This is a genomic window from Polyangium sp. 6x1 (assembly GCF_029946515.1).
GTDB lineage: Bacteria > Myxococcota_A > Polyangia > Polyangiales > Polyangiaceae > Polyangium.
Window position 1 is genome coordinate 73,826 of the sequence record NZ_JARZHH010000021.1, and the last position, 12,143, is coordinate 85,968.

General features: G+C 69.9%; 10 protein-coding genes. 7 read left to right on the plus strand and 3 right to left on the minus strand.

Annotated elements, in window-relative coordinates:
• Nucleotides 1–2 precede the first annotated feature (2 nt).
• The 6 genes from QHF85_RS20870 (at nucleotide 3) to QHF85_RS20895 (ending at nucleotide 8,708) form a co-directional block, all read left to right on the plus strand.
• Entirely contained in the window at nucleotides 3–1,838 is a 1,836-nt protein-coding gene (locus QHF85_RS20870; RefSeq protein WP_281329003.1) for a serine/threonine-protein kinase, read from the plus strand.
• A gap of 8 nt (nucleotides 1,839–1,846) precedes the next feature.
• On the plus strand, nucleotides 1,847–3,139 hold the full coding sequence (locus tag QHF85_RS20875; protein WP_281329004.1) for a hypothetical protein: 1,293 nt from the start codon (nucleotides 1,847–1,849) through the stop codon (nucleotides 3,137–3,139).
• A 22-nt stretch (nucleotides 3,140–3,161) separates the two neighbouring features.
• Nucleotides 3,162–4,013: a sulfurtransferase gene (locus tag QHF85_RS20880; protein ID WP_281329005.1), complete on the plus strand. Its 852-nt coding sequence runs from the start codon at nucleotides 3,162–3,164 to the stop codon at nucleotides 4,011–4,013.
• An 87-nt stretch (nucleotides 4,014–4,100) separates the two neighbouring features.
• Entirely contained in the window at nucleotides 4,101–5,492 is a 1,392-nt protein-coding gene (gene asnS, locus QHF85_RS20885; RefSeq protein WP_281329006.1) for an asparagine--tRNA ligase, read from the plus strand.
• Between the two features lie 85 nt (nucleotides 5,493–5,577).
• Nucleotides 5,578–6,042, plus strand: a complete 465-nt coding sequence (locus QHF85_RS20890) for a MarR family transcriptional regulator (protein ID WP_281329007.1) — start codon at nucleotides 5,578–5,580, stop codon at nucleotides 6,040–6,042.
• Nucleotides 6,039–8,708, plus strand: a complete 2,670-nt coding sequence (locus tag QHF85_RS20895) for a PEP/pyruvate-binding domain-containing protein (protein WP_281329008.1) — start codon at nucleotides 6,039–6,041, stop codon at nucleotides 8,706–8,708. The genes QHF85_RS20890 and QHF85_RS20895 overlap by 4 nt, the downstream gene beginning before the upstream one ends.
• A gap of 15 nt (nucleotides 8,709–8,723) precedes the next feature.
• Here the strand turns inward: QHF85_RS20895 and QHF85_RS20900 are convergent, their stop codons facing one another.
• Nucleotides 8,724–10,148 carry a hypothetical protein gene (locus QHF85_RS20900; protein WP_281329009.1) on the minus strand — a complete coding sequence of 475 codons (1,425 nt, stop codon included), beginning with the start codon at nucleotides 10,146–10,148 and terminating at the stop codon, nucleotides 8,724–8,726.
• Nucleotides 10,149–10,155: 7 nt separating this feature from the next.
• On the minus strand, nucleotides 10,156–10,581 hold the full coding sequence (locus QHF85_RS20905) for an HIT family protein (RefSeq protein ID WP_281329010.1): 426 nt from the start codon (nucleotides 10,579–10,581) through the stop codon (nucleotides 10,156–10,158).
• 132 nt (nucleotides 10,582–10,713) lie between these two features.
• Here QHF85_RS20905 and QHF85_RS20910 point away from each other — a divergent pair, with 132 nt between their 5' ends.
• Nucleotides 10,714–11,097, plus strand: coding sequence for a response regulator (locus QHF85_RS20910; RefSeq protein ID WP_281329011.1), 384 nt, complete (start codon nucleotides 10,714–10,716; stop codon nucleotides 11,095–11,097).
• Nucleotides 11,098–11,101: 4 nt separating this feature from the next.
• On the opposite strand, the gene QHF85_RS20915 is transcribed toward QHF85_RS20910, so the two are convergent.
• Nucleotides 11,102–12,097 carry a hypothetical protein gene (locus tag QHF85_RS20915; protein ID WP_281329012.1) on the minus strand — a complete coding sequence of 332 codons (996 nt, stop codon included), beginning with the start codon at nucleotides 12,095–12,097 and terminating at the stop codon, nucleotides 11,102–11,104.
• Nucleotides 12,098–12,143 lie beyond the last annotated feature (46 nt).

Consider the following 12,143-nt stretch of genomic DNA (forward strand, 5'->3'; position numbering starts at 1 on the left):
GTATGAGCATCGGCTCCATTGGCTCCCAGCCTCTGTTCGCAGGCAAGTACCGCCTCATCCGCATGCTCGGCAAGGGCGCGATGGGCGAGGTCTGGCTCGCCGAGGAGGAAGGGCCGCGCAACTTCCGCCGCCGCGTCGCGGTGAAGCGCTTGCTCACCGCGGGCGACCTCGGCGACATCGCGACCGACTCGTTCGTGGCCGAGGCCCAGGTGATCGCGCGCCTCGATCATCCGAACGTCGTGCGTCTGATCGAGCTCGGCAACGCCGAGGGCGGGCTCTACCTCGTGCTCGAGTTCGTCGACGGCGCCGCGCTCGATCGCATCTTCAAGCGCACAGGCACGCTCGCGCCCGCGACGGTCGCGTACATCGGCCGCGAGGTCGCGCGGGCGCTCGAGGCCGTGCACGGCATGTGCGACGAGAACGGCAACAACGTCGGCGTCGTGCACCGCGACGTCACGCCGTCGAACATCCTCGTCGCGCGTGACGGCCGCGTGCGCCTCTCGGACTTCGGCGTGGCGCGCATCTCGGGCCTCGGCGGTGAAAAGACCGAGACCGGCGTGTTCAAGGGCAAACTCCCGTACATGCCGCCCGAGCAGGCGCGCGGCGAGCCTTTCGATGGCCGCGCCGACGTCTTCGCGCTCGGCATCACGCTCTTCGAGGGGCTCCTCGGGCGCAGGTTGCGCAAAGCGGAGACGCAGACGCAGCTCCTCATGATGATCGCGAGCGAGCCGGTCGCGCGCGTGCACGAGGTCATGCCGGGCGTCCCCGACGCGCTCGCGCACGCGATCGATCGCGCGACGGAGATCGATCCGCGGCGGCGCATCGCGGACGGCGGCGAGCTCGCGTATCTCATGGACGAGGCGTTGCGCGCGCTCGGGCCGATGGCCGTGAAGGAAGCGCAAGCCGAGCTTCGCGCGCGCGTCGAGCAGGTGGCGGGCGCGCCTGCCGCTGGATCGAGCGCGCCGGGCACGGGGCAAACGAAGCGGCCGCAGGAGTGGAGCATGCAGCTCGGCACGGGCGCGCAGCGGCCGAGCGGATTTCCCGCGGAGACCACGCGCTCGTCGGACGCGCCGGGGCAAGCCTCGTACAGCACGTACGCGGGCACGGGACAGCCCGGCACCGGCGCGGGTCGTATCTCGACGCCCTCGATGATGGGCGCGACGGCATCGGGGCCTGGATCGAACCCGACGAGCGGCGGCCTCGGCGTGACGAACGTCTCGACCTTCGCGGAGGCGGGCGCGCCGTCGAGCTTGCAGGCGCGCGGGCGCCGCTCGATGGTCCTGCCGGTGATGGCGCTCGCGGGCTTCACGATCCTCGGCGGCGTGACGGCCTTTTTCGTCCTCTCGCGGAGCGCGTCGGGGCCGCGCACGGATCAAGCCGTCGCGTCGGCGTCGCCGTCGGTGGCCGCGCCTCTGCCGACGGAAACGGTCGCGGCCGCGCCGAGCACGACGGGCCCCGAGGCGCTGGCTGCGCCCTCCTCGACGGGCGCGACCTCGGCCACGCCGACGGCGACGGTCGCGCAGGGGACGGGCGCGCGGAACGTGGATCCGAAGCGACAGGGGCAAGGCTCGTCGACTGCGCCGAGCGCGTCTGCGGCCCCCGAGGAAGCGAGCTCGAACGAGCCGGGCACGCTCGTCGTGTCCGTCTCGCCTTGGGCCGACGTGAGCGTGGATGGTCGTTCGGTCGGGACCACGCCGCTCGCGCCGATCTCGCTCGCGCCGGGCCCGCACTCGGTGGTCTTGCGCAACAGCGAGCTCGGCGCGTCGCGCAGCCTGTCGGTCACGATCAAGCCGGGCAAACCGTCGTCGGTCCGGGTGGATTTGCGCAGGGCGGAGTAGGGTTTGCCATGAAGAACGGGAGGCGGAGCATGGGCGCTCGGCTCGGGCGAGTCGCGGTGGCTCTCACGGTGTGTGCGGCGCTCGGCGCGGTCGGGACGGAGGCGCGGGGCCAGGATCTCGCGAGCGTCGTGGCGAGGGCGCGCGAGCAGGTCGAGAACGGCGCGTTCGCGGATGCGCTGCGCACGCTGAGCACGCTGCCCAAGTCGGACATCCCGCCGACGCTCGCGGTGGAAGCGGGCTTGCTCGAGACGCAGGCCGCGCTGGTCACGAAAGGCGAGGGCGCGGGCGCGCAGGCGTGCGCGAAGGCGGTCGTCGCGGCGGGCTACGATCCCGAGGTCGCGCGGGATCAGTCGCCGAAGGTGCGCACGGCTTGCCGCGCGGCCGCGGAGACCGCGCGCAAAGAGCGGATCGAGCGTGCGGGCGTGAAGCTCTCGGACCTCGAGATCGAGGCGCCTCAGGTGGCGTGGGCGCCAGTGCGGATCTCGGCGACGGCGAGCGCCGCGCCTTCGTGGTTGCGGGTGATCGCGCGGGTTCGATCGAGCGCGATCGAAGGCTCGTTCGATCTGCCGCTCGCGCCTTCGCCCGATGGGCCGCTGCGCGGCACGCTCGATCCTTCGTTCATCCGGCCGAAGGCCAAGCTCGACATCACGATCGTCGCGCAGGACAAGTTCGGCGATCTCGCGACGACCGCGCTCACGAAGACGCTCACCGTTCCTGCCGAGGAGGCGATCGTCGCGCTCGGGGACGTGCCGGGCTCGGCCGTGGTGCTCGTCGACGACAAGCCTGTCGATCCCGACGATGACGGGCGCGTCGCGGTCGAGCCGGGCAAGCACGAGGTCGAGATGCAGGTGGACGGCGCGATGTCGAGCACGACCGTCACGGTGCAACGTGGGAGCGTGGCGCGCGTGGCGCTCTCGCCGACGAAGGGCGGCGGCCGGACGTTCGCGTGGATCGCGACCGGCTTGACCGTCGGGCTCGGCGCCGCCTCGGGCGTGCTTCTCTACACGGCGGCGTCACGCACGAGCGAGATCGAGGACCTCGCGGCGCTACGTGAGCCGGGCACGAGCTTGCCTGCGACGGACTACGGCGAGATCAAGGCGCGCGACGACGAGCGACGCACGTTCCAGACGGCGGGCCTCGGCCTCGCGATCGGCGGCGGCGTGATGGGCGCGCTCGCGCTCACGTTCTGGCTCTTGCCCTCGGGCGGTGGGAAGAAAGCGCCGAAGAAGGATGCGCACCTCGCGCCCGTGATCGTGCCGTACATCGGGCCGGGGAGCGTGGGTTTGTCGGGTACGTTCTAGCCGCACGTCGAAGGAGGCGTCGATGTCCGAAGGTCCGCTCGTCACGGTGGATTGGCTCGCGGCGCATGCGTCCGATCCGCGCGTCCGCGTCGTCGACGTGCGCTGGTATCTCTCGGGCAAGCGCGGCGTCGACGCGTACGACGCAGGCCACATCCCCGGCGCTTCGTTCGTCGATCTCGGCGCCGAGCTCGCGGGGGATCCGGCGCGCGGCCCCGGCCGTCATCCGCTGCCCGCGCCGGAGAAATTTGCAGCGCTGCTCTCGCGGCTCGGCGTCACCGAAGATTCGATCGTCGTGGCGTACGACGACGCCGGCGGCTCGATCGCCGCGCGCGTGTGGTGGCTGCTCCGCTACTTCGGGCATCCTGGCGGTCGTGTCCTCGATGGCGGCATCGGCGCGTGGATCGCGGCTGGCCACGCGCTCACGACCGACGCTCCTCGCATCACGCCCACGCCGCTCCTCGCGCTTCGGCCTGGCGGCGCACCCGTCGTGGACAAAGCCGACGTCGCTCGCCTCGCCGCGCTTGGTCTACCTGCTGCCGTCGTCCTCGATGCGCGGGCTCGCGAGCGGTACGAGGGCCGATCGGAGCCTGTCGACGCGCGCGCCGGGCATGTCCCCGGGGCGCGGAATGCGCCTTTCGTGGAGAACCTCGTGGCGCCCGGCGGGGCCTTCCTGCCGCGCGAGGCGCTCGCCGCGCGGTACCGGGCGCTCGGCGCGCTCGATGCGAAGAACGTCGCTTGTTATTGCGGCTCCGGCGTCACCGCTTGCCACGATCTCCTCGCCCTCGCGATCCTCGGCCGCGAAGACGTCGCTCTGTACGAGGGATCCTGGAGCGACTGGTCGCGGGACGCGGCCCTCCCGATCGAGACTGGCTGAGCCTCGATCCGGCAAGCCCCTTGCGCCGCGCGAGGTCTGGTGCTTTGGGGTTTGGGGACGCCGAAGGCGTCGAATCGAGGAAAGGCCATGCAGATCCATCGCGTACAGGAGCTTTTCAAGCAGTCGCCCGTTGGTCAGCGCGTGAGCGTGTGTGGTTGGGTCCGCACGCGCCGCGACGCGAAGAACAATTTCTCCTTCCTGGAGATCAACGACGGCTCCTGCTTGAAGAATCTGCAGGTCATCGCGGACGGCACGCTCGAGAACTACGAGACCGAGGTGAAGAAGCTCGGCACGGGTTCGAGCTTGCGCGTCGAGGGGATCGTCGTCGCGAGCCAGGGCAAGGAGCAGGCGATCGAGATCAAGGCCGAGCGCGTGCACGTCTACGGCTTCGCGTCCGAGGATTTCCCGCTGCAGAAGAAGCGCCACGGCTTCGACTACCTGCGCACGATCGCGCACCTCCGGCCGCGCACGAACACCTTCGGCGCCGTCACGCGCATCCGCCACACGCTGTCGATGGCCGTGCACGACTTCTTCCACTCGCGCGGCTTCTTCTACGTCCAGACGCCGATCATCACGGCGAACGACGCCGAAGGCGCGGGCGAGATGTTCCAGGTCACGACGCTCAACCTCGAAAAGATCGCGCGCACGCCCGAGGGCAAGATCGACTACGCGCAGGACTTCTTCGGCCGCCGCACGAGCCTCACCGTGAGCGGCCAGCTCGAGGGCGAGACGTACGCGATGGCCCTCGGCAACATCTACACGTTCGGCCCCACGTTCCGCGCCGAGAACTCGAACACCACGCGCCACCTCGCCGAGTTCTGGATGATCGAGCCCGAGATGGCGTTCGCGGATCTCGATCACAACGCGTACATCGCCGAGGAGTTCTTGAAGCACGTCATCCGCGCCGTGCTCGAACAGAACCAGGAGGACCTCCACCTGCTCGACAGCTTCGTGCAGAAGGGCCTCAAGGAGAGCCTCCAGAACATCGTCGCGGGCCCCTTCGCGCGCATGACGTACACCGAGGCGATCGAGGTCCTCGAGAAGTCCGGCCAGAAGTTCGAGTACCCCGCGAAGTGGGGATCGAGCTTGCAGACGGAGCACGAGCGGTACCTGACCGAGGTGCACCTGAAGCGGCCCGTCATCCTCACGGACTACCCGAAGGAGTTCACGGCCTTCTACATGCGCCTGAACGACGACAAGAAGACCGTGCGCAACATGGACGTGCTCGTGCCGCAGATCGGCGAGATCATCGGCGGCAGCCAGCGCGAGGAGCGCTACGACGTGCTCCTCGAGCGCATGAAGGAGGCCGGCCTCAAGCCCGAGGAGTACGAGTTCTACATCGACCTCCGCAAGTACGGCACGGCCCCGCACGCAGGCTTCGGCCTCGGCTTCGAGCGCCTCGTCCTGCTCTGCACGGGCATGGGCAACATCCGGGACGTCATCCCGTTCCCGCGCACGCCCGGCCACTGCGAGTTCTGAACCCCGACGAAGGAGCCCGGCGCACGCACGGGCTCCTTTTTTCTGGTCAATTATGTGCATGGATGCAACGATTCCAATCGTGCACATGAAGGCCGATGACCGCCGAGCGCTGCGAGAGAGCATCCGCGTCACGCGGATGGCGACGGCGCGCGACTTCCTGATCGGGGCGCTCGCCTCGCTCGACGAGGTCGATCTGACGCTCGTTCAGCTCGGCGTGCTCCTCCTGCTCGACGACGGCGTGCCCCGCACGTTGAAGGAGCTCGCGGAGCTCATTGGCCGTTCGCCCTCGGCGACGAGCCGCCTCGTCGATCAGCTCGTGCGGCGCAAGCTGCTCACGCGCGAGGAGGATCCCGAGGATCGGCGCGCGCGGCGCGTCACGCGGAGCCCGCGCGCGGCCCGCCTCGTGGCGGAGCTGCTCGATCGCCGCACGGACGCGCAAATCCGCGTGATGGCCGCGCTCTCGGAGGACGAGCACGCGCTCGTCCTGCGGGCCTTCGCCGTCCTCGGCGAGGCCGCGCAAAGGATGACGAAAAAGGAGGTCCGACGATGACGACAGAAGGCACGGTGCTCCCGCTCTCGGCGCTCGATCGATCCTCGCTCCCCATCGCCGGCGGAAAGGCTGCGAACCTCGGCGAGATGATCCGCGCCGGAGCGCCGGTCCCGCCGGGGTTCGTCCTGACCACCTCCGCGTTCCGCGCCGCGGCCGAAGCGGCGAACATCGGCGCGAAGCTCGAAGCGCTCGCGAAGGCCGAGCCGAGCGATCGCGCCCGCCTCGCGATACTCGCGGCCGAGATCCGCGCCGCGCTCTCGTCCGTGACGGTGCCCGATGCGATCGCCGAGGCGTGCGTCCGCGCGTACGACGTCGAGCTCGGCGGCGCGCCCGTGGCCGTGCGCTCGTCGGCCACGGCCGAGGATCTGCCGGACGCGAGCTTCGCCGGGCAACAGGACACTTACCTCGGCGTGCTCGGCAAGGAGGCCTTGCTCGACGCCGTTCGTCGCTGCTGGGCGTCTCTCTTCACGGAGCGCGCCGTCGTGTATCGCGCGGATCGCTCGATCGATCCACGCGACGTATCGCTCGCGGTCGTCGTGCAGCGCCTCGTGCATGCGCGCGCGGCGGGCGTGCTCTTCACGGCGAACCCCGTGACGGGTCGGCGCCGCGAGGCGGTGATCGACGCGGCGCCGGGGCTCGGCGAGGCGGTCGTGAGTGGAGCGACGAACCCCGATCATCTGGAGGTCCGCGTCGACACGGGCGAGATCGTCACGCGCCGCCTCGGGGACAAACGTGTCGTGATCGAAGCGCTCCCGGGCGGCGGGACACGCCATGAAGAGCGCGCGGACGGCTCGGCCGAGGCGAGCATCTCCGACGCGGAGGCGCGCGCGCTCGCGGCCATGGGCGCGCGCGTCGAGGCGCACTTCGGCGCGCCGCAGGACATCGAGTGGGCGATCGATCCCGAAGGGAAGATCCTCCTCGTGCAGTCGCGCCCGATCACCACGTTGTTCCCGATCCCCGAAGGTCCTTGGTCCTCCAAGGAAGGCCCACGTGTCTATTTCAGCTTCAACGTGGCGCAGGGCGTGTTCCGGCCGTTCTCGCCGATGGGCCTTCAGTTCTGGCGCGCGTTCTCCGGCAACGCCGCGAAGGCGATGGGCCTCTGGGACGGCGATCCCCTGGACGGCGCGCCGTTCTGGGCCATCGGCGCGAACCGGTTGTTCCTCGACATCACGGGCGTCATTCGCAATCCGCTTGGTCGCCGCGTTTTCCTCTTCGCATCGACACGGATGGAGGCGCGTACGGGCACCGTGGTGCGCACGCTCCTGGAAGACGAGCGCCTCGGCCTCGTGCACACGCCTTCCTGGAAGACCGCGCGCAGCGTCGCCCGTGCGCTCGTGTCGATCGGTGCCCCGCGGAAGGTCTTGCGCGGGCTCGTGAAGCCCGACGAAGTCGCGGCGAGGATCGCGGCCGATGCCGATGCCACGATCGCGCTCGGCGCGGTTGCCGAGGGGTCGCCTCCGTCGGCCTATCTCGACGCCGTCGAGCGGATGCTCCGCGTACCCTTCTTCATCTTCCTGAACATGCCGAGCGTCGCGGTCGGCTTCGTCGCGTTGCGTGTGCTGCGCAGCTTGCTCGGAGACGACCTGGACGAGGCCGAGGTCCACACGCTCCTGCGGTCGCTCCCGAACAACCCGACGACGGAGATGGATCTCGAGCTCTGGGCGCTCTCGCGCCGCGTGGGCGCTGATCCCGCGTCCCGGAGCGCGCTGCGCGCGGAGGCGCCTGCTGCGCTGGCGAAGCGCTTCGCCGATCACTCGTTGCCGGCCGTGCTCCAGCGTGAGCTTGCGGCGTTCCTCGCGCGCTGGGGCGCGCGCGGCGTCGCGGAGATCGACATCGGCGTGCCGCGCTGGCGCGACGATCCGACGCACATCCTCGGCAGCCTTGCGAACTACCTCTCGCTCGGCGACGACGCGGCTCCGCCGGACGTGGCCTTCGAGCGCGGCGCGCGCGAGGCGGAGCGGAAGGCGGAGGAGCTCGTGGCGCGTGCGCGCGCGAAGGGCGCCCTGCGTGGTGAGGTCGTGCGGTTCGCGGCGGACCGCGTGCGCAGGCTCATGGGGGTCCGCGAGGCGCCGAAGTTCGGGATCGTGCGCATCATCGCGCACGCGCGCTCGCTGCTCCTTCAGGCGGGCCGGTTGCTCGTGCAGGAGGGCAAGCTCGCCGCCGAGGACGACGTGTTTCTCCTCGATCTGCGCGAGCTACGCGCCGTCACCGGCGGCACGGATCTCCGCGCGCTCGTGGCCGCGCGTCGCCGCACGATCACGCAGGAGATCGGCCGCAAGCACGTGCCGCGCATCCTGCTCTCGGACGGCACCGAGCCCGAGATGATGGCCGCCGCGGCGTCGGGCGAAGGAGGTTTGTCCGGTACGCCTGCCTCCGCGGGGCGTGTCACGGGCAAGGCGCGCGTGGTGCTGGATCCGGTGGGCGCCAAGATCGAGCCCGGCGAGATCCTAGTCGCGCCCTCCACGGATCCAGGCTGGACGCCGCTGTTTTTGACGGCGGGCGGGCTCGTGATGGAGATGGGCGGCAGCATGTCGCACGGCGCGGTGGTCGCACGCGAGTACGGGATCCCGGCCGTGGTCGGCGTCGCCGGCGCGACGTCGCGGATCACGACGGGGCAAGAGATCACGGTGGATGGAGGCGCGGGGCGGGTGGGCGTGGAGGCCTAGCCCCGCCCGCGGGCGTCACTTCTTCTCGCTGAGCTTCTTCACGTGCTCGAGCACGCGCTTGTGGATCGCGTGGATCGCGCTGTCGGACCAGAACGCCCAGTACACGTTCGGCGCCATCTCGAGCTCGTACCACGTCGTCCCTTCGAGCCGCGTTCGCCCGCCCGGAAGCTCCGTCAGCAGGAACTGTCCACGCTTGGACCTCAAACTACCGTCGAGGTGCGGCGCGTGCACGTACTGGAACGGGCTCCACTCCTTCATCGCGTGCGGCTGCTTCGACACGTCGAACGCGAGGCGATGCGGCTTGTCCCAGACCGTGATCGGCTCGACGAACGGGCCCGTCGAGAACTCGCAGTACCGCACGGCGCCCACGCCTTCACCTTCGAGGCGCGCTCGCACCGGGTAGGCGATCCCCGTGTGGAAGAACCATTCCGCAGGCGGCGCGAGCTCGCCGAAGCCGATCACGTTCTCCCACACGCGATCCGGCGGCGCGTCCACCTCGATCACCGTCTTCACCTCGCGCAGATCCGCCTGCACCACCGCCGCCTCCGCGCCCACGAGCCCCGGCAGCGCCAGCACTGCCGCCGCCGCGTGGCTGTGCGGCGTCTTCGCCTGCAGCGCGATCGCGCGACCCAGGATCGCGCCGATCACCGCCACCACACCCGCGATCGGCGCGGCCATCAAGAGGCACACGAGCCCCTCCAGCGCGAAGAGCAGCATCGCCGCGCCCGTGAGCGCCACGGACAAACACGCGACCGTCACGGCGCGCCGGAGCGGCTGCGGCGCCTCGCGGTTCAGGAGGAACGAGCTCACCGCGCCCATCACGAACGGCGTCACGAAGAAGAGCGACAAGCCGTAGAGATCCAGCGCGTACACGCTGAGGCCCGCCATCCCGAGCCCCACCGCGACGGCCGCGACGATGCCGAGCAGCGCGCTCCGCAGCGTCCCTTCGATCTTCGGCTGGATCTTCTCTTGCGGCCCGCCCGCTCGATACGGCGACGTCGGGTCCGGCTTCCACGCGTCTCCGCGCTCGGGGATCGCCGCCAAGACCAGCATCGCAAGGTAGTTCAGCCCCGGCACGAGGAACGTGAGCCCTGCCCAGGGCGACAGGCCCGCGTTCGCCGCGCGGCGGATGCTCATCGACACGCCGATCCAGAGGAACGGCAGCGTCGCGATGCCCATCGCCACGAAGAGCCACGAAGGTGCGTTCGGGATGCCCTCCGTACGCAAACTGATGGCCGGGCTCAGGTAGGCGAGCGGTGAGAAGAGCACGCCGGACGCGAGGTACACGAGCAGCGCATCGATGCCGTACTTGAGCACCATCAACGTGGCGCCCGTGAGCAGATAGGCGCGCCTGCCGACCGGCGCTTCCAGGCCGAACCAGAGCCTCGCCACCTCGCGCACGGGCGAGCGTGGGCGGGAGGAGGGGGGGGGGTCACTCATGCGCGCATTATGCGGGATGTCGCAGCGCCGTACGTAGCGCCTCCGCGACGCGCGCCATCTCCTCGTCGCTCTCGTACTTCGCGCGGGGCCAGAAGAACCCCCGGAGCCCATCCTTCTTGCGCCGCGGCACCACGTGCACGTGCAGGTGCGGCACGCTCTGGCTGATCTTGTTGTTCATCGCCACGAAGGACCCCTCGGCCGCGAGCGCGGGTTCGATCGCGCGGGCCACGCGCTGCGCCGCCCCGAAGAGCGGCGCGATCGAGGGCGTGGGCAGATCGAGGAGCGTTGGTACGTGGGCGCGGGGCACGACGAGGCAGTGGCCAGGGAACACGGGGCTGCGATCGAGGAACGCGAGGACCTCGGGTTCGTCGAGCACGAGCTGGGCAGGAAGCTCACCGGATGCAATACGACAAAAGGTGCATGCGTGGGCCATGATGGAGATTCCTGTCACACGCGAATTGTTTTGAGCGATTGCCTACGCAAATTCGCTCCGTGCGTTCGGCCGGGAGCCTAGCGACGCTGGGACCGGCTCAGTAGAGTGGCACGCCTTCGCCGGGTGGGGACCATGGGGACGATCGAGCAGGGAAGCCGCGGTGTCCTCATCGTCGAGGACGATCCCGACATCCGCGAAACCATCGCGCAAATCCTCGAGGAAGAGGGCTACGAGGTGCGCGGGGCGAGCAACGGGAAGCAGGCCCTCGACCTGCTCCGCGACGGCGCGCGCCCGCAGCTCATCCTGCTCGACCTGATGATGCCCATCATGGACGGATGGCTCTTCCGGACCGAGCAGCGCAGCGATCCGAAGATCGCCGACATCCCCGTCGTCGTGATCTCGGCCGACGGCAACCTGCGGCAGCAGGCCGCGAAGATCCAGGCGAACGGTTACCTGCGCAAGCCCGTCGGCATCGAGACGCTGCTGAGCACCGTCCAGCGCTACCTCAAGCCGTAGCGCGTCAGGACCGGCGGTACTCCATCTTGCGCGGGATCATGCCGCTCTTCGAGATCATCTCGAACGCCTCTTTTTCGAGGAGCGGGTGCACGCCCTTCGGCGAGACGCCGCCGGCGATCTTCTTCTTCGTGATGAACGAGGCGAGGTACTGCGGGTTGATCGCCGAGAGCTGACGCAGGATCTGCTTCATCCGCTTCGTGTCGTTCGTCCACGCGTACGCGAACGCGCGCGATCGCAAGAGCTGCGGCTTGATCTCGGCGAAGGTCGCGTCGTTCGGATCGAGCGTGTCGAGCAGCTCCACGGCCTTCTTCGCCTGACCAGCGCGCGCCCACGCCTCGCCCACGATCGCCGCGATCGTCGCCCGGCTCTTCGCGTCCTTGTGCCTGCCGAGATCGATCTTGTCGACGAGGCCCTTGGCCGCCTCGGTCTCGCCGAGCACGAGGTGGATCATCGCGCGCTGCGCACGCGCCTCGTCCGCGACGGGCGGCATGACCTTCTCGAGCTTGATGCTCTCCAGCGTCGCGAGCGCCTTCTTCGGATCCTCCTGCAGCTCGAGCTGCGCGCGCGCGAACACGGCCGCGGGGTCGTCCTTGCCGAACTCGCTCTCGAGCTTCTCGATGGCCTCCTTGCGCGCCTCGGGCGTGTCCGCGCCGCGCACGAGGTTCGCGACGGCGCGCGAGCGCTTCGCGTACCGGACCACCCAGACCACGAGCGCCGCGACCGCGATCGTCACGACGAGCGCCACGACCTTCGAGATCCAGCCCGAGATGAAGAGCGCGATGATCCAGACGATCGCGAGCGGGATGCCGATCCGGACCGCGAGCTTCTTCGGCTCGAGCATCTGGAGCGGATCGGGCTGCGCGGCCTGCTTGTCGCGCGCGGACGCGATGAGCGCCTCCCGCGCGTCCTTCGCGCTCGCCGGCTTCGCCGCGGCCTTCGGCTTGTCCGCGGTCTTCGGTTTCTCCTGCGTGTTGCTCTTCGGCTTGTCGGACGTCTTCAAGGCGAGCGCTTCATACCACGTGCCGCGGGAAACAGTAGCGCGGCCC